18 protein-coding genes are annotated in these 18,467 nt (G+C 37.9%); 9 read left to right on the forward strand and 9 right to left on the reverse strand.

The window, feature by feature from the left end; all coding sequences use genetic code 11:
* The first annotated feature begins 79 nt into the window (after window positions 1-79).
* The gene (locus LPC09_RS23420; protein WP_269217407.1) at window positions 80-1,909 is read left to right on the forward strand and encodes an SEC-C metal-binding domain-containing protein; all 1,830 of its coding nucleotides are present in this window, start codon (window positions 80-82) and stop codon (window positions 1,907-1,909) included.
* A gap of 391 nt (window positions 1,910-2,300) precedes the next feature.
* On the opposite strand, the gene brnQ (LPC09_RS23425) is transcribed toward LPC09_RS23420, so the two are convergent.
* A complete protein-coding gene (gene brnQ / locus LPC09_RS23425; protein WP_231308561.1) occupies window positions 2,301-3,605 on the reverse strand; it encodes a branched-chain amino acid transport system II carrier protein in 1,305 nt (434 codons plus the stop codon).
* A gap of 271 nt (window positions 3,606-3,876) precedes the next feature.
* Between brnQ (LPC09_RS23425) and brnQ (LPC09_RS23430) the strand changes: the two genes are divergently transcribed.
* Entirely contained in the window at window positions 3,877-5,220 is a 1,344-nt protein-coding gene (brnQ, locus tag LPC09_RS23430) for a branched-chain amino acid transport system II carrier protein (RefSeq protein WP_231308562.1), read from the forward strand.
* A 194-nt stretch (window positions 5,221-5,414) separates the two neighbouring features.
* On the opposite strand, the gene LPC09_RS23435 is transcribed toward brnQ (LPC09_RS23430), so the two are convergent.
* From LPC09_RS23435 to LPC09_RS23445, 3 genes are all read right to left on the reverse strand, one after another.
* Window positions 5,415-5,984, reverse strand: a complete 570-nt coding sequence (locus tag LPC09_RS23435) for a transposase (protein ID WP_098795622.1) — start codon at window positions 5,982-5,984, stop codon at window positions 5,415-5,417.
* 233 nt (window positions 5,985-6,217) lie between these two features.
* Window positions 6,218-8,440 (reverse strand): sensor domain-containing protein, encoded by a 2,223-nt coding sequence (locus LPC09_RS23440; RefSeq protein WP_098795623.1) that lies wholly within the window; start codon window positions 8,438-8,440, stop codon window positions 6,218-6,220.
* Window positions 8,441-9,124: 684 nt separating this feature from the next.
* Window positions 9,125-9,931 carry a helix-turn-helix domain-containing protein gene (locus tag LPC09_RS23445; protein ID WP_098795624.1) on the reverse strand — a complete coding sequence of 269 codons (807 nt, stop codon included), beginning with the start codon at window positions 9,929-9,931 and terminating at the stop codon, window positions 9,125-9,127.
* Between the two features lie 169 nt (window positions 9,932-10,100).
* Between LPC09_RS23445 and LPC09_RS23450 the strand changes: the two genes are divergently transcribed.
* From LPC09_RS23450 to LPC09_RS23460, 3 genes are all read left to right on the forward strand, one after another.
* Window positions 10,101-10,319, forward strand: coding sequence for a DUF1659 domain-containing protein (locus tag LPC09_RS23450; RefSeq protein ID WP_098795625.1), 219 nt, complete (start codon window positions 10,101-10,103; stop codon window positions 10,317-10,319).
* A gap of 34 nt (window positions 10,320-10,353) precedes the next feature.
* Window positions 10,354-10,572 (forward strand): DUF2922 domain-containing protein, encoded by a 219-nt coding sequence (locus tag LPC09_RS23455; protein ID WP_098795626.1) that lies wholly within the window; start codon window positions 10,354-10,356, stop codon window positions 10,570-10,572.
* A 77-nt stretch (window positions 10,573-10,649) separates the two neighbouring features.
* The gene (locus tag LPC09_RS23460) at window positions 10,650-10,793 is read left to right on the forward strand and encodes a YvrJ family protein (protein ID WP_098795627.1); all 144 of its coding nucleotides are present in this window, start codon (window positions 10,650-10,652) and stop codon (window positions 10,791-10,793) included.
* A 45-nt stretch (window positions 10,794-10,838) separates the two neighbouring features.
* Here LPC09_RS23460 and LPC09_RS23465 read toward each other — a convergent pair whose 3' ends face one another.
* From LPC09_RS23465 to LPC09_RS23475, 3 genes are all read right to left on the reverse strand, one after another.
* Window positions 10,839-11,357: a hypothetical protein gene (locus tag LPC09_RS23465; protein ID WP_098795628.1), complete on the reverse strand. Its 519-nt coding sequence runs from the start codon at window positions 11,355-11,357 to the stop codon at window positions 10,839-10,841.
* 103 nt (window positions 11,358-11,460) lie between these two features.
* On the reverse strand, window positions 11,461-12,570 hold the full coding sequence (locus LPC09_RS23470) for a type I restriction enzyme HsdR N-terminal domain-containing protein (RefSeq protein WP_098795629.1): 1,110 nt from the start codon (window positions 12,568-12,570) through the stop codon (window positions 11,461-11,463).
* Complete coding sequence (locus LPC09_RS23475) at window positions 12,567-12,911, reverse strand: hypothetical protein (RefSeq protein WP_098795630.1); 345 nt, start codon at window positions 12,909-12,911, stop codon at window positions 12,567-12,569. The genes LPC09_RS23470 and LPC09_RS23475 overlap by 4 nt, the downstream gene beginning before the upstream one ends.
* Window positions 12,912-13,021: 110 nt before the next feature.
* On the opposite strand from LPC09_RS23475, the gene LPC09_RS23480 reads away from it, so the two are divergent.
* Together LPC09_RS23480 and LPC09_RS23485 are read left to right on the forward strand one after the other, a co-directional pair.
* Window positions 13,022-13,240 (forward strand): DUF1659 domain-containing protein, encoded by a 219-nt coding sequence (locus tag LPC09_RS23480; protein WP_098795631.1) that lies wholly within the window; start codon window positions 13,022-13,024, stop codon window positions 13,238-13,240.
* Between the two features lie 33 nt (window positions 13,241-13,273).
* Window positions 13,274-13,492 (forward strand): DUF2922 domain-containing protein, encoded by a 219-nt coding sequence (locus tag LPC09_RS23485; RefSeq protein WP_098795632.1) that lies wholly within the window; start codon window positions 13,274-13,276, stop codon window positions 13,490-13,492.
* A 485-nt stretch (window positions 13,493-13,977) separates the two neighbouring features.
* On the opposite strand, the gene LPC09_RS23490 is transcribed toward LPC09_RS23485, so the two are convergent.
* A complete protein-coding gene (locus LPC09_RS23490) occupies window positions 13,978-15,378 on the reverse strand; it encodes an IS110 family RNA-guided transposase (RefSeq protein WP_231308479.1) in 1,401 nt (466 codons plus the stop codon).
* A 275-nt stretch (window positions 15,379-15,653) separates the two neighbouring features.
* On the opposite strand from LPC09_RS23490, the gene LPC09_RS23495 reads away from it, so the two are divergent.
* Window positions 15,654-16,490, forward strand: a complete 837-nt coding sequence (locus LPC09_RS23495) for a hypothetical protein (RefSeq protein ID WP_098795633.1) — start codon at window positions 15,654-15,656, stop codon at window positions 16,488-16,490.
* A 26-nt stretch (window positions 16,491-16,516) separates the two neighbouring features.
* On the forward strand, window positions 16,517-17,302 hold the full coding sequence (locus LPC09_RS23500) for an SH3 domain-containing protein (protein WP_098795634.1): 786 nt from the start codon (window positions 16,517-16,519) through the stop codon (window positions 17,300-17,302).
* Window positions 17,303-17,537: 235 nt separating this feature from the next.
* Here the strand turns inward: LPC09_RS23500 and LPC09_RS23505 are convergent, their stop codons facing one another.
* Window positions 17,538-18,302 (reverse strand): tyrosine-protein phosphatase, encoded by a 765-nt coding sequence (locus tag LPC09_RS23505; RefSeq protein WP_098795635.1) that lies wholly within the window; start codon window positions 18,300-18,302, stop codon window positions 17,538-17,540.
* Window positions 18,303-18,467: the final 165 nt, after the last annotated feature.

The following is an 18,467-nucleotide window of genomic DNA, read 5'->3' on the forward strand; positions in this document are numbered from 1 at the left end:
GTAGATAGAATCACAAATTTGTTATAAGATTGTTACTAGGACATCCACAGAAGATACATTTAGAAAAGAATGATAGGTGATGAAATTGGAATTAAGACGTAACGATCCGTGTTCTTGTGGGAGCGGAAAAAAATATAAAAAGTGCTGCATGAAGAAAGAAAATGTGATTCAGCTTCATGCCGTAAAGGAAGAACGCTTTTATCAGCAAAAGCATGCACTAGTTGTAAAGGTGAAGGACTTTGTTTCTAAGAAGCTTCCTTTAAGTAAACAATACCAATTACATACGGAATTTAAAAGAAGAACGGATCATACTTTGAACGAACAGGCAGAAAAACAGTTCTTCGATTTTTGGCTGATCTTTTTTAACCGTTTTGAAAATGGTCTGCGTGGAATTGAGTTGTTTGTACATGAAAATGGGTCTCGCCTTTCAGAAGATGAGCGCGAAATGGCGAACACTTGGTCATCTCTTAAGCCAAGGCTTATACAGGCGATCGATTCAGGAGAGAAAAGTGTTCTTTTCGAAGATGCTTTCACTCATGAGAGATTCCCTGTTGCCCGTATGCAGGAAAACCTGCCAAGTGTTGCACCATGGTACGGAACGATTGCTTTATTAGAGCCTTTTGATACACTGTTCTATTTTAATGGTGTACGAAAATTCGAAAGCCCACAAAACTTCCACTATGCTGTGAAAAAAGTGGACCAGCTTCGTGAGGAAAAAGAGCTTAATCATGAGCAAATACTTATGGATTACTTCCCTGAGATTTTAGCTGCGATTGCTAAGGGCGAAGAACGTGAATTAGGGACAAAAGAAATTCATCAATACAATTCCTACTATACAATTGAAGATTTCGAAGCTGTTGATTCTTTCTTTCAAAACGAGGGAATTTTCGTAATGGATAAATGGGAGCCAGCTCAAAAGCTTTGTAACTGGGTGGAAAACTGGCACCAATACTCAGATAGCGAAATTTCTGGCCCAATCCGCATGGGTTCGGTATACGGCTCGATCCGAATTGAAGGAAATCAGCTTACATTTGTTACATTAGATGAAGCAAGAGCGGAAGAATTCAAAGGTATGATGGAGCGCGTTGGTGCTGTTTCATTTGTGAACGAGGAAACACATACACAAACCGTTCCTTTCCAGGTTGAAATCATCAACACCATTTCTTCGATGAATGAAGATACGCCACAGTACTTTGCTTTCTATGCAAAGCATGATCTTCGTTTTGATTTAGATAAATCTCTTCCATTGTTTAATGGTCAATCAATTAATGAGTTGGTTAAAGCAGGACGCAAGGACGAGGTTGAGGCATACTTGCAGCAAAGAGAATACAGCTTATATGTTCAAGCTCATTATGAGTTTAAGGATATCGCTGTTACACCAGACTTTAATTCAGTACGTAGAGAATTGTGCCTTCCTCTATCACCGTTTGTTACGGGTGGAAAAAGTCGAGCATCTTCAATCGAGAAAATCGATTCACCTTTAGCTAAGAAAAAATCAATCGTAAAAGAAGAAGATATCCCGAACTATGAACTGTTGGGTTTCACACCAGCAACGGTTGATAATTTCTTTGCTGGAGATTTCGTGACATTCTTCAAGGAAAAAACAGAAGGTAAATCAGATCTTACTCTAAGAAAATATCGAAACTGCTTATTTGATCTAAGAGAAATCTTCCTAGAACACCCTGTTTCAAGCTGGGAAGAATGCGACGAAACATTCTGGCACAACGTATTCCTGGCAGATTTCCCGAACCTCTACAAACCACTAACCAAGACTGTTGTTAAGGACTTTGCCAGCACAACAAAAGCACTGGCTAAATGGATTGAGAAAGAAAAAGGTGTTAAAGGACTTTCTAAGGTTGTTAATAAGATTGCGAAGGACGCGGAAGAGCCGTTGTTGGAGTTGGTTTAAATTCTATATAAGCAGCTACTAATTATAAAATTAGTAGCTGCTTTTTGTTGGTTGCAACCTACTTTTGGCTTGAGGCAAGCACTGTGAACCCAGAATCTAAACTTAAATGGATATTTCAGCTGAATTTTGTTGAATTTTGTAGAATCGGAGATAAACCTATTAAAATCGAAGATAAAACACCAATAATCAAAGATAAAAGGGGTAATACCTAAAACTAGTCTGTTTATTATCATACGTAATACAGAGGGAAAAACTGTTTAAAAGTTACCTACTTCAAAGTAATACCCTTAAAAAAGCTAAATTTTAAATATGTCACATGAATTTGACGTTATTACAATTAAAAAAGTAGTAATCTTCCCTAATTTGTAAGGTTGATTACTACTTTTTAAGTCTATTTTCTTATAACTCCACCAATTAACGCACCAATAACTGCTGGTACCAACCATCCCAGTCCGATCTCAAAGAGCGGAACGTAGTCTACTAAAAGGCTCATCCCTGGAATCGCGATACTTGCCGCAGTTAACCCGTCAATTATACTGAAAACTGCTGTAGCAATTAAGCTGAAAACATAGACTCTCGATTTGATCCCAACTGCATAGTCTACAAACGATAATACAATAAGCACAATCGCTAACGGATATAGCGCAACCAACAATGGAACTGAAACAGAAATAAGCTGTGATAATCCAAAGTTCGCGATGCATGTACTAAAAACAGATAAAACGAAGATAACCTGTTTATATGAGAATCTCCGAAACACTTTTGATAGGTAATTTCCACAAGCAGATACTAGTCCAACACTTGTTGTTAAACAAGCAAATGTGATTGCTAGTGCTAAGATTCCCTTCCCAAACGAACCAAACAATGCACTTGCTGTTGCAGAGAGAATAGCCCCGCCGTTGTCTAGGTAGCCAATTTGAGAAACACTTGTTGCTCCGATAAACGAAAGAGAAACATAGACAAAGATTAACCCTGCACATGCGATCAATCCAGCCTTGATACAAACCTTCATCACTTCTACTCGTTCTTGAATCCCTCTTTCTTTTATTGCCGAAACAATGACAATTCCAAAAACAAGTGCACTTAGTGTGTCCATTGTTAAGTAACCTTCTAGGAAGCCTTTGAAAAATGCACCTTCTATATAGTCATTCTGTGGTGCTTGTAGTGATCCCATTGGAGTTAAAACAGCTTTTGCTGTTAAGATCACTAAAATAATCAAGAGAGCTGGAGTTAGCATTTTACCAATACGATCTACTAATTTGCTTGGATTCAACGCCAACCAAAATGTTACCGCAAAAAACAATATCGTGTAAATGAAAAGCGGAAATCCTTGTGCTGAAAGATCAACAGGTAGAAATGGAGTTACTCCAATCTCAAAAGCCACTGTTGCTGTTCGTGGTATTCCAAAAAATGGTCCAATTGTTAAATACAAAATAATCGGAAAAATCAGACCGAACTTTGGATGAACTTTGTTTCCGATTGTTTGAATGTCACTACCAGACAAAGCAATTGCTAGTATACCTAAAAAGGGAAGTCCAACACCTGTTATAAGAAACCCTAGAGTTGCTGCCCATACATGCTCACCTGCCTGCTGACCCATGGCGGGTGGAAAAATCATATTACCTGCACCTAAAAACAAAGCAAACAACATTAAGCCGATAACAATTGTTTCCTTACCGGATAATTTTTTTACCATAATATCCTCCTGCACGAATAAGTTATATCAATATATGAAAGTTTGTCGAAAAAAAGCACAAAAGATAGTTTAACATAAAATATTGTCGATGTTGTAGGAAAAAAGTAAATTTTATAAAAATTTCAAACATGCAATTTTTTTTATCTCAAGATATCTTTTTAATCAGAATATAAACAATAATTTTAAAAGTTGCACTTTTTAGAGTTTACTAGATTTTATGTTCTCTCCTTGTTATAATTATGCCTATTATCTTTTAAGGAGTCATTATTATATGCTTAAGAAAAAAGAACTTATTCTTATTAGTTTTATGTTATTTTCTATGTTCTTCGGAGCCGGAAACCTAATTTTCCCGGCATTTTTAGGTAGATCGGCAGGAGAGGATGTGTGGCTTTCACTTGCTGGATTTATCTTAACTGCAGTTGGACTACCGATTTTAGGGGTTTTAGCTGTTGCAAAGGCAGGTAGCCTTGATACATTAGTAAACAGAGTACATCCTGTTTTCGCGTTTCTTTTTCCGTTTTTAATTTATGTATCAATTGGTCCTGGTCTAGCGATCCCTCGCGCAGGCTCTACTGCTTACGAAATGGGATTAAAGCCATTCCTACCAGCTGAAGGAGTAAGCCAACCGATGGTTTTATTCTTCTACACAGTCGTCTTTTTTGCGATTACATTATGGTTGAGCTTAAATCCTTCAAAATTAGTGGACCGATTCGGTAAGCTGTTAACGCCACTATTACTAATCATGATTTTGATCATTTTTGTAAAAAGCTTAATTACACCTATTGGTTCATTTTCTGAAGCAACTGGTGCTTATGCTCAGAACGGATTCTTCCAAGGCTTTATGGACGGATATTTAACAATGGATGCCCTTGCGGCGTTGGTGTTTGGGATTGTTGTGGCAAACACCATTCGCACAAAAGGTGTAGCAGACTCGAAATTAGTATCAAAGTACATGGGCTATGCTGGGATTGTAGCCGGCGTTTTACTAGCTTCTATCTATGGAATTCTCGCGTTCTTTGGGGCATCAAGCACATCACATGGTGAAGCAGAAAATGGTGCGCAAGTGTTAACGATTGTTATGAATCAATTGTTTGGTGGAGTGGGCATCGTGATGCTCGGTTTGTTGTTTACACTAGCTTGCTTATGCGTTTGTATCGGACTTGTTATTTCTTGTAGTCAGTATTTCTCTACGATTTTCCCAAAACTTTCTTATGCGAAGTGGGCGGTTGTTTTAACGGTTATAAGTCTACTATTAGCGAACATGGGATTAACGCAAATCCTTTCAATCTCCGTTCCGATTTTAGGGGCGATCTACCCTGTAGCGGTTGTGCTGATTGTTTTAGGTTTATGTCAGGATTGGATTCATAACCAAGTTTACTTGGTGGCAACACTGTTCACAGCTGCCTTCAGCGTAATAGAAACGATTAACAGCACTTTCCTAGGCAGGTCATTAGATTCTGTATTGAGCTACGTACCTCTTTACGACAAAGGTGTAGGCTGGATTTTGCCTGCAGTTGTTGGAGTTGTTATTGGAATCTTAATCAGTGGACGAGCTGGAGGTTCCGGTGCAAAAGATGCTAGTTTAGGAGAATCAAGACCTGAACCTAGTTTGTAGGGTTTGTGTGGTGCCTGTCACTTCCCGCATTTTGTCGACAGGATACACTTGACTGTCACATTTGTAGAAATAGAAAAAGTAGCTACCAAACCTCTAATCAGGTAAGATAGCTACTTTTTTTGTCAATGTTAAATAGGTAAAAAACTTACTAAACTTTTTATAATAGCAGGTAGACTACTCTTTTTAACATCCTGCTACTTATTACTAATTGTTTCTACAAGGTGATACATCTGATACTGTTCCTTTTGTTCCTCTAATGTACCAGGAAATTCGTTCAACAGTATTACTGGATCAAAAAACGGAAGATTCCGCTTGTCATGTTCTGTATCCACAAAGTACTGATAACTACTCCATGGATATTCTTCCGGCTTCTCCACCATACCCGCCACCACTGGGTTAAGATGTATATACCGACTTACTTCTAGCATCCCCTTCTTCGAAAGAATGACCTCATCAAAAAATCGTTTTTCATAGACATGCCCAGTAAGATTATGCCGATTGTTATAGTAATCCGCATATTTTTTGTTTATCAACGCCATTATGGATGATAGAGAATGGTATTGTGATCTGAGTTGCAAGTGGTAGTGGTTTGTCATTAAGCAATAAGAAGCTATTTCAAAATGGTATTTTTCATGGAGCTTTTTGAGGAGATAAAGAAAAGTTGCAAAATCGCCATCATGCATAAAAAGAGGATCTCTGCGGTTTCCGCGGCATACAATATGATAGAAGCAATAGGGGATCGAGACTCGAGGTTTTCTGCCCATTATCGTGTCACTCCGAGGACTCTGCTTTGGATGCAAGCTTTATGTGCGTGCCATCTACCCTAGATTTGTTTGCCCACTTTAAAGCACACTTTAATAGAATCATATATCTACCTCCAATATTTATTTTCTTTTTCCAGAACAAGAGTATTCTACTTACTAACAGAGATCAAGTGGTTTCGTTCGACAAATTGCGGGAAGTGACAGGCACCACAAAAACCCCCGTCCCCCCGCACTTACTTTTTACCAAGCACCCCTGTAAGCACCTCAGTGACCCCATGCATGTCCAATGGTCGACTTAACAGATAGCCTTGCCCCAGTTTACAGGAGTTTTCTAGTAGAAAAATAAGTTGCCTTTCTTCTTCTATCCCTTCTGCTATGACTGAGAAGTTCATGGTGTGGCTCATTTCGATGATTGCTTTGGCAATCGAGCCGTTTAGGCCTGAATCTAGGATGTCATCTACAAAAGATTTATCAATTTTAATCTTATCAATCGGAAGATACTTTAAGTAGCTTAGTGAAGAATAGCCTTTTCCAAAGTCATCAATCGCAATCTTAACTCCAAGCTCCTTCAACTTCTTTAACACTATTCTTGAGAATTCTATATTTTGCATAATGCTCTCGGTAATTTCCAGCTCTAGGTCAGCAGGGTCTAGTTTAAAGTCCTCCAGTGCCTGTTTAACATCGTCAACAAATCCCAAGTCCTGTATTTGTCTAACTGAAACGTTAACCGCAACCGGTACAGCTCCCAGACCAGCGTCCTTCCATAGCTTATGCTGCTCACAAACTTTGCGAAGCACCCATCTGCCTATCGGGACAATGAGACCAGTTTCCTCTGCCAGCGAAATGAATTCAACGGGTGAAATCATTCCGAGCTTTGAGTGCTTCCACCTTAACAAGGCTTCAACACCACAAACCTCTCGTGTATCCAGCTTGTATTGTGGTTGATAGTACACTTCAAAATGATCCTCTGCCAATGCCTTTCTTAATCCAACTTCCAGCTCCATTTTTCTTGTAGATACATTTTGAAGAGAAGAGGTATAGTACTGATAATTATTTTTCCCTCGCTCTTTCGCAAGGTACATCGCAGTGTCAGCATTCTTAATCAGTGTTTCCTGGTCTTTTCCATCTACTGGATATAGACTAATCCCCACACTAGGTGTGACAAAAAACTCATCGCCATTAAGGTCGAACGGCTGAGAGAATACCTGAAGAATTCGATCAGCAACTTCTTCGATTTCCTTATTTGAAGTGGACTCCAACAAAATGATAAACTCATCGCCACCTTGTCGGGAAACCATGCCTTGATCACTAACAGCCTCTAACAATCGTTTCGCCGCTTTCTGCAGTAAAAGATCTCCAGTGGAATGACCTTTTGTATCATTGACGATCTTAAAACGATCTAAATCTATAAATAAAACAGCGACCATGTTGTTGTCGTCCGCTTTACTCAAACATTCATTTAAATAATCTTTAAACATGTTTCGGTTTGGTAGTCCTGTTAGCGAATCATAATAGGCCATTTGATGGATGATCTCATGTGCTTTTTTACGTTCAGTGATATCTCTTCCAACAATTAACCTTGCTTCGCGTCCTTCATACAGGATATTCATGACTGAAATCTCAATATCAATTGTGTTGCCATCAAAACGAACAATTTCAGTTTCAAAGCGCTTTTTTTCAAGTTCAGAGGAAATCATGTCTGATAATGCCTCTTTAATCACCAGTACACTTTTTGTTGGCATGTAACGTAGAATCGATTTCCCAATTAAGTCACAAGGATTTTCTTCCCCCAATAATTTACTACCTGCCTCGTTAATATAATCAAATTTCCAATTCCGAATGACTGCAATAATATCAGGAGACATCTCAACTAATCCGCGATAACGCTCTTCTCGTTCCTTGTTATCCGTTACATCAAATAACACGCTAGTGAAGTCAACAAAGTTCCCCTTTTCGTCAAACACAGGAATCCCACGATCTCGAATCCATCTTACTTCACCATCAGGCTTTACGATCCGATAGAAGTTTGTTACAGGCTTTCCACCCTTTAACTCTTCCTGTCGCTGTTCTATAACCTGTAAATCCTCTGGATAAATAACTTTTTTCCACAAAAGCTGATCTCGGTAAAACTCATCAAGGGAATAGCCATATAACTTCTCCATTCCAGGAGTAATCATAAGATTATCCTCTTTTAAATCATGAGACCAAATCGCAACATCCAATGAATCAAAAATACTATTCAACCTTTGATTGCTCTTCTGCAAATCCTTAGTTGTCTTATTTACAGTTGCAAGCAAATAGATAAGTAAGGCAATCATTGAGAAATTCAATGTAATAAAAACAATGTGATATAACATACTGTCATGGTGAAAAAAGAAGTATAGAGTTCCCACTAAGATATTACAGATAATTATTAACGATATATACGACATCCATTTATGCTTAAAAATATTCATTAAAAACTCCCCTAGTGTCTAACCTAATACTTCTATTTTACATAGCGATGACAGTCCCTGTATAGGTCAAAAGCAATATACTTTGACCAATTTAGACAAAAGACGACAAATCCCCTACACTAAACAGGTGCTCTCTCCTAATGCTTAATCTTTGAATTTTTTAGGATCAACCATATACAAATTCGTTTCCTCTACAACAAAAGATTGGCGAGTGGTATCCGTTATTCGTTCATGCCTGTATTCATATGTATTAACAAGACGGGCGGCAATGCTGAGCTTTGCCTGTAAAGTTCACCATTATCTGAGTAATAAGGTAAAATGCCATTTTATACTCGTGGATCATGTAATCATTTAACATTTGAATGCTCTCCATATCATCATCCTCTAATTAAATTTAATTCTTTAAATTTACAAAAGAGTTGGATATAATACGAATATAGTTGGAATGATATCCAGCTCACATCAGGCCTTAAGCACTCGCCGACCAAAGTTTATGCTTAGGGTTTTTTCGTTCCCCTCATATTTACCCCTTCCATTTCCCTACAAAATTTACTATATCCTCCAATATTATAAGTTAATTTTCCAGAATATTATGTAATTTTATTGTAAATCTTGTAAACTTTTGATGTTATTTGTTGCAGATTGTAGCAAACTGTTATATGGATTAAATGATTCGTGTAAGGTTTAACTAAACCTCATCTCACCTTCAATAAAATCATACATCCCAACCCTAGCTCTATACTCTCTCCTGGATTCTTCCACAAATTGCTGATAAAGAATTGTATAAAAATATCCTTCAAAACTCTTATGTATTTTTCCTAGCTTTTGTGCAAATAGTGTTTGTTTAAAGGCTTCAATGACATGATCTACAAGAGACTCAATGTCTTGATGAAAATTCAGTTTATTGTATGCAACCATTACTGAATTCCATAGCTTATAAATGTCAATTGCTTTGAAGTAAGGTTTTACAACTTGTACAAATTCTTTAGGAATTGAGCCTGGTAGTTCTTCTATTTCTTCTTGAGCTGATTTCTCTTGTTTTTGTATTATATTTTTATTCTCACAGAGTGAACTTAATTTATTCTCTGTTTTATTAGGGGTGACAGGTGCCGTGACATCATGGGGTGACATCTTCGCTTGCAATGACCTGACAGAAGCAAAGGATTGTATGATGAGAAGGTTAACACCCTGTGACCCATTCATTCGTTTTGTTGCGATTTTCTTAACAATCCCCTTTCCCTCTAATGCATTCACCGCGCGAATCACCGTCCGACGACTTACACCAACCATTTCAGCAATATAGTCATACTTTGCAAATGACACCCCAATCACCTTAACCGAATGCCTCCATATCACACGTAGAACCTCAAGTGTTCCCTCTGATAACTCACTTTTATGCTTATATAAAAAACCTCGCACAGCCTGGTCCATCTCCTCGATCGTTTGGAACGATTGGTACTTCCTGATTGTCTCATAATTTAACTTTTCCACAGCTTGTCACTCCTTATTTAATAGAAAATAAGTCATCTTCACTGCTTATATAGGGATTTTTTGTGATTGAGTAGCGTCTCATTTAAAAAAATTTTTTTAAAAAAATTAAATTCAGACGCTACCCAATGACAGTTTTTCTCTATATATAGGGCGAAAGGAGGTGATCAGCATGGCAGATCAAGTTATTTTAGATAGCAACCTAAGCTTAATTTACGACATGGGGATGGACATCAATGGCAAGCCAATCTCTAAACGAAAAAGCTACAACAATGTAAAAACTTCTGCAACACCAGACCAATTGCTTCAAGTAGCACAAGCAATCGCTAGCTTACAAACTGAAACCTTAACACTTGTTGAGCGAAGCGACACACACCAGCTTACAGTTTAAGTTCCGCTAGATTATTAGGAAAGGAGGTGACATCATGGCCAAAACGTTAGAACTTCAATTTTTAAACACAGAAGGAAAAACAGTTAAGATCAACATTGATTCACCTATTGAACCTGTTGATACTGTTGCTTTAAACACAGTAATGGACACAATCGTCTCTACGAACATTTTCTTCTCAACTGGAGGGGACTTTGTTTCTAAAAAGGGAGCTAGAATTGTAGAGCGTAACGTAGAGGATGTTGTGCTTTCATAATAAGGTTTTGGGCTGACAATGGTTTTTTGTCAGCCTACCTTTATATAAAAAAAGAACCAGAAAGTGAGGTGCAAAACATGGAGCAATGGATATCATTCATCAGCGAGGTCGGCTTTCCTATTATTGTTACGCTGTATTTACTAAATAGGATTGAGAGCAAGCTTGATGCATTGAATCAGTCAATCCAGATGCTGCCTTCGCAGTTGGGGAAGGTTAATTAAATAAGACTATTTAAGGAGTGACGCATGAGCTCACTCTTTTTCTTTTTATTCAAAAGGAACTTTCGTTTCATAACCACTTTCAGCAATCACTACATTCTCTATTTTTTCAGAAGTTTCTTTATCTACTTGAATGACAAATGTTCTAGGTGTTGCATCAGATGTGCAATTCCCCTCTGGTTCAGACAATGGCAGTGTCATTGTTTTGTTGTCAGAGCTTACTTCAATATTTTCTATCTTGTGAGGACAACTACCCGATTCGTGAACCCCAATGAAAAAAACATCTTTTTCTTTAAAGTTAATACTCGGTAGTTTTTTCTCAAACCCATACAACTCCCATGTTTGTTCAAATTCTGATGAATTAACAGATTTCTTCACCATGTATTCAAACATTGGTCCTGTTTCTCTCACAAAGGCAATTTCGTGAAAATTTTCTGGCAATGTCTTTTCACTTGCTACCACATCTTTGTCATTTGGCTTACTTTCGGTAGTAGGCTCATTGCTACAGCCGAATAATAATAACGGTATAAATACAGCCAGTGCGAGTAATGATTTGTGAATTTTCATTTCATCCTTCTCCCCTTTCTCTATTCGATTAGACGACTATTTTATGTGAAAGTTTCATATTACAGGTGAATGCATTAGTGCTTTTTAGAAAATTAACCCTCTCCTATTTCCGCTTTCTCTTTTTAGTTAAACTCGCTCGAACACACGCATACTCTATTAACCTCTCAATAAAATCAGAGCCATCACCACTCGTAATGGCTCGATTGCCTGGAATTGAACCTAAATAAACTTGTCCATCAACAATCAAATCAGGCGCGTGTTTTTCCACACGAGCAATTACCTCACTGTTTTTAAACCCATTTCTTCTTCCGTTATGGAAAACATGATCAACATTAAGCTGCAAAACATTTGATGAATCACCAGATCTATCTCTTGCAACAGCTAGATACGTATTTCCTGCGCGATTACCATAGACAGGATCATTCTCGAAAGCCGGTGTTCCAAAGACGGCAATTCTATAGATTTCATGTTTCCCCTTTAAATTTTTCACGATAAAACTACGATAGTACCCGGGAAAAGCACCTCCACTTGCATTACCGAATGAAAAATATCCGTAGGACAAGTCTTCTTCTATTTGTGACTGATATTTCCCACTAATCATAATATCTCCACATAAAATATAATTTTGCAACTCCGAGAGAAATGGGTGCATATCAGCTTGCGTCCCCTCACCAATATACCCAGCATCAAGTAAAAATTGAACATATCGATTATATGTGGTCAAGTCATATGTTAACCGCCGCAAAGGACGAAATGAGGTATATTCCACTTTTCCTTTGATTAGCTCTGAATATGTATAAAGTTCCTTCGTTAGAGGTATAGTTTTCTTACCTTGAACTTCATATAGTTCTATATTTTGACCGTTTGCAATGCCAATATATTTGGCTTGAAGGACCTTATTATAGGCTTTTACCTGTTCCAGTGTATGATCTGTTAATTCTATATGCTTAGCTTTTAACTCTAATACTAGTAAGGCATGCTCTTTACCTTCCCTATCTTTATGCCAAACCACAATATCCGCTCGTTGCTTCGATGTGTGATCTATTTGTTTGAGGGCAAATTCAGTACTTATCGAATCTCTAGGTATCTTCATTTCTTCGATTAAAACCTGTAGTAACTGCTGTCTAACCTCTTCTTCAGGGGTATACTGCAGGAAAATTTGTCTACAAGGATCATATAACAGCTTCTGTCGTCCACTTTTATAGGTCTTCATCTCGCTTCTTCCCTTTTGTACAACTTCACAGGAAGGCGATCAACCATCCCCACATCAATAAATTCTATATATCCTTTTGAGAGAAATAAGATCTCGGTTGTAATCGTCGTGTGTGTTTGTCTTGAAATATCGTAAAGTATGACTCTATTATCAAATTCTGCTGAATGCAGCACTAGAAAGGTTGTGAACATTTCTTCCTCTGATTGGTCATGACTTTCGTTTATTACTGCGAAAATATCATATGGATTTGATAAGAGTAATTGCTTTATTTGTGATTGAGATAAGCTTGTGTTTATTAGATGAAAATCTTGACCTCGTTGCGTAATGACTGAAGGGAACATGAACTAGTACTCCTTTTTATGGAAATTTACTTTATTATAAAAAAATTTCAAATCAGACGCTACCCAAGTCTCCTTTTTCTATATATAAGGGGTGAAAGGAGGTGATCAGCATGGCAGATCAAGTTATCTTAGATTCTAACCTAAGCCTAATTTACGACATGGGGATGGACATCAACGGCAAGCCAATCACTAAACGTAAAAGCTACAACAATGTAAAAACAGCTGCAACACCGGACCAATTGCTTCAAGTAGCACAGGCAATCGCTAGCTTACAAACTGAAACATTAACACTTGTAGAGCGTAGCGACACACATCAGCTTACAGTTTAATTTCACTAGACTATTAGGAAGGGAGGTGACATCATGGCGAAAACTTTAGAACTTCAATTTTTAAACACAGAAGGAAAAACAGTTAAGATCAACATCGATTCACCAATTGAACCTGTTGATACTGCTGCCTTGAATACAGTAATGGACACAATCGTCTCTACGAACATTTTCTTCTCAACTGGAGGGGACTTTGTTTCTAAGAAGGGAGCTAGGATTGTGGAGCGTAACGTTGCTGACGTTGTGCTTTCATAATGGAATGGGGGTTGGGGCTGACAGGGGGGTTTCTGTCAGCCTCTTCTTCATTTCGACAAAATTCGGGTGGTGCCAGGCACCACTAAAACCCCCTTCCCGCACCACCCTCATACTGTGCTCCCCTTCTTGCGTGTACTATTCGAGGTTCATTCGACAAAAACCGGGAAGTGACAGCGTACTATGTCAATAAGAATTTTAAAGTTTTTGAACAACTTAAATACACTAAACGTATTTTTGTAAAAAAAATACAGTAAACAACTGACAGAAAACACTATATAGGAATCTCACTCTTTTAAGATCTGAATAATAACCTTACTTCGCTTCAATTCTGTAGGGATGCAACCTGGTTAGTACAAGTCATAGTTAACGTACAATTCGCATTTACAGGACGAAGTAAATCATGCTGTCACTCGAGGTCTTGTTGCCTCCGGCACCAAAGTCGATTTTACTTCGATCCTAGAAGAGGAGACTCCATTTTTTATAATTTAAGCTGCTAATACTATTCTTAAAAATTCTTCCGTTTTTGTGTAGTTGAGCTTCTTCTTAATTTCAGATAAATAACTATATTGTGGTTGTTTTGATTGATAAGGCTTTTTGTGTTGTAACATAGAAAAGGCTATTCTTATAAATTTATTTCCTAAAGCTATATAGGCTTTTCTTGCATGTTTTCCTCGTTCCCTCAATCTATCAAAGAAAGGTCGTAAGTCTTTATTGTGTTGTGCCAACGATTTACCTACGGTATACACGATGAATCGTAAGTGCTTGTTTCCCTGCTTAGAGATCTTGCCGTAGAAGCCTTGTGTTCCTCCAGACTGAATAATAATTGGATTTGTACCAGCTTTTTTTATAAGTTGGCCGGCATTCTCGTAATGAGAAACTTCACCTAATTCGCTAAAGAACTCTGCCGCAGTAATTACTCCTATTCCTGGAACTGTTAATAGAAGTCTACCTTCTGTTTGGAGTAATACCCGTTCTATTTCTTTCTCGAGAATGATGATTGTTTCGTTTAGTTGCCTTAAATCCTTAAGTGCTAGATGAAGTAAAAGTAATTCTGCAGACAGATCTTCCTTTGGTTTAACAATTGAATTCTCGGCTACGGAAAGTAGGGTATTCATGGTATCTTCTCTCATTCTTAATTTTTGTAATCGCGAGATTTCCCTAATGCCTGTAAGTCCAAGAGATAAAACATCTGAAGGATGGGGGTAATGCTCCATGAAAATCAACGAGGACTTTCCCCAGAAATCACTAAAAATAAGTTTTTTCCTTGGTATATTACCTTTTACTTCAATATATCCTTGAAACTCTCTCCAGATATGATCCATCAAAGTCCGTATTTTCACACGAGTTTTTGAGCGCTTTTGAACCTCAGTTCTTCTTGCACGAGTAAGTGTCATTAATTTACGAAAATTACCTTCTGGTAATTTGTTTTCCATACCTTTATTTTGCATTAAGGCATGAGCGATAGCGTAAAGGTCGAGGTCATCTGTTTTACTCCAATTTAGAGCGCTAGCTCTTTCCTCATGAGTTGTCGCTGCATTTATTAAAGTCACATGATATCCAAACTTACTTAATTCTTTTACAATGTCCTCATAATAATGACCAGTAACTTCCACTCCAATCAACAGTTTTTCTGCCTGGAGTTCTTTTTCTGCCTTTTTAATCCTCGAGCATATATCCTTTATTCCTACCTCGTTTATCCCAAAGAAAAATGGTTTTTCTATAACATCACCAAAGTAATTACAGATAAGAGCCTTTTGAAAATACTTTGCCGCATCGATCGCTACAATTAAAACTTTTTCTAAATTTAGTCCTCTAAGTTGTGAACTGAATTGACTACCTTTTCTTCCTTGTATATTATTAATATAGTTTTTGTTTTTTAACCCCATGTGTTTCTCCTCCGTGTTGGTTGATAGAATGAGGTTCCCTGTCAGGTACTTTAATCTTACAACATGGAGAACACTGGGGTCTTTTTTTATTTAAAGACTATTCGACATTATTATCTAATACACCAGGCACCATCTTGGAACTTCCCCTCCGTTTCTGTATAATACTTCTATATTAATTCTGTTTAAGGGACAACTTTAAGTCATAACTCTCGAACAAGCATCATACATCTTTTCAAGGTAGTTTTTCTAACTTTCAATGAACACAGGAGGTTACTATGAATCTAATTGAAGTACAGCCCGTTAAATTTAGTTTTTTTGAAAAACCGCCCGCTTCCTCTATGAATCAAGCATTTGTTTATGAAAATGCTGAGCATAACTATGAGGTTGTTAAGAACGGAGACCGCCTTTCTCGAAGTGATTTACGCGCAGGTAAATACACGAAAGTTTATATTGTTGATATGAGCATCCAAAACTTCAAAGATGTAAGTGAGTACCCGTCACTTGACCGCGGCCGTAGCTTTCAGATTGATTTATCGATAGATTACAAGGTTATTGACCCTATTTCTCTCGTGCAGCAAGGAGCTGGAGAGATTGTTACGTTTATTAAGAAAAAGCTCCCATATTGGCTTGAAGAAATCACTGTTGACTATTCAATTGAAGATATTAAACGTGTGAAAAAGCATATTGAAGATCTTCACGAGCACTCATCAATGGTGACTGGACTTAAGCAGGTTGGCATTGTTGTTTCTGACATCAATGTTCTCGTAAAGCAAAGCAGCAGTGATCAGGAGCACGATAAAATGTTCAGAGAAGTGGACAAAGATCGTGAGCTTCGAAGATATATGCAGGAATACGAGCTTGAGGATGCCCGTTTTATCGCATCCCAAATTCAGGATGAAATTAAATCTGGTAATCTTTTTAACGCCCTGCTTATTGCTGAGAAAAATGAAGCAGCTGCTGACATTATTAAAAATCGGATTGCTAATGAAGAAAGATTTCGAATGGAAGTCCAAGAACAAGTCAGAACAATGCTGTTAGATCCTACTGTAGATGAGGTTGAAGCAAGAAGACAGCTAACGAAAATGAACATGTATTTTCCTGTCGAGAGGTAGAGATTCACAAAAGGAGAGTCATATAAGTGGAATCGATTATTAATCAAGTATTCTGGCTATGGGTCCCTCTAGCTCTTTTGCCCATATGGCTGCGAATTGGTCTTACTGTTTTTCTAGTCATACTTGTTGCGCGACCGATCATCATTCGACTATCACCGAAACTTATTCAATGGACGGCACTTCTTTTAACAAAGGGAGTCGAGCTGCTCTCCTATCCGGTGATGCTCGGATTTCACCGCTATCTAGCAAAACAAAGAAAAAATGGATACTATCATATTCCGGTTTGGCTTGAAGGTAGTGAAGAGGTTTTTGCGCTGCTCATAAAAGGGCTAACAAAGATACAAGACCTTTCAAGAAAACGAAAGAGAAACAGCATTCTAGCCAATCGAATCGTACGAACTTTTGCCATCATGTCGGCCATTTTACTGCCTCTTGCAGTCGTTAACAATCCAACAGCGTCGTATTCAGAAACATGGCATCGCTTTGACAACTGGGTCTCAACGGAAAAAGTAGAAAAAGAGCTCGGATTTCAATTAAGTAATACACAAAACAAAATCCTTGGTCGAGTAAACCAAGCCACAGCTAAAATAAATCCAGTTGAATTTGTTTTAACAAAGGACTTCAAAGAAGGCGGAAACATCCGCTCCACACCGTCTCTAAAAGGAAAAATTGTTGGTAATTTCTCAACCGGAGAGGTTGTTACCTACCTTGGTGAGGAAGAATATGATGATAGTGGGATACGATGGTTGAAGGTTGAAGCAGAGTCAGGAGAGGTTGGTTGGGTTTCTTCGAGGATTGTGGTGAAGAAGTAGGTTGGTTGGTGCCTGTGCGTGGCTCGGGGTGGTGCCTGTGGCTCGGGCGTGCCTGTCACTTCCCGAAGTTTGTCGAATGCGGTTGGGGGGCCATGGATCGAGGTGGATCGGGGTGGTGCCTGTCACCACCCGAATTTTGTCGATTAGAACCTTATACTTTCCGCATATGACCAAGCCCCATCCAAAGAAATAAACACAAAAGGACCGCATGAACATGACGGTCCTTTTCTACTCATCAAAATATACCTAAGAACTTCTTCTTCTTAATTTCTAGTGGAGGCTGCCTATAAATCGTATTTCCTTCCACGACAAGCTGAGCATTTTCTTGGAACATATAAGTAAGCTCACTACCAAATTCCTTTTCAATTTCATCATAAGCTTCTCGTAAACGAAACGTTCGACCTGAGAGATTATGTGCGTCAGATGCAATAAAATGAGCCTGACCTGCTTCAATTAACTGTAGTGAAAATTTCTTTATTTTCTTCCCAAAATGCCCGGTAACACTAGAAGCAGTTACTTGTGTAGCTGCACCTTTTTCAATTAATTTATAGAGAATACTTGGATGTTCAATAATCTCTGAATTCCGTTCAGGGTGGACAATAATAGGTAAAAGGCCAGCTAATTGAATATCAAATAGCAATTGCTTCGTATATCTTGGCACATGGTTTGAAGGCAATTCAATAAAAAGGTATTTTGAGTAATTAAGTGTTAAAATCTCACCCTTCTCATAATCCGCTAAAAGATCACCGTATATTCGTGTCTCTTGACCAGGCAAAATCTCGATAGATAGATCTTGTTCTTTAATCCGTTCATTTAACTCGATCACTTTATCCTTAATATCCGAAGCCTTATTGACGTATTTTCCGTTGTTATGGTGTGGTGTTGCAATGATTTTCGTAATACCCTCATTAGCAGCATGCCTTAACATATTCAATGTATCTCCGAAATCCTTTGCACCATCATCGATCCCTGCCAGAATGTGGCTATGAATATCAATCATGTAACCCCCTACCTTTCTATTAAGACTATACAAAATTTCAATATTACTATTATCGTATACTTAATACTAGAAGTCTATATTCTAAATTAAGCCAACATATATATCTATCATTTGGTATCGGTCGTATGATTGATCTACAAAAGAGTAATAAAATAGGGCCGTGAT

The organism is Metabacillus sp. B2-18 (assembly GCF_021117275.1).
Taxonomy (GTDB): Bacteria; Bacillota; Bacilli; order Bacillales; family Bacillaceae; genus Metabacillus.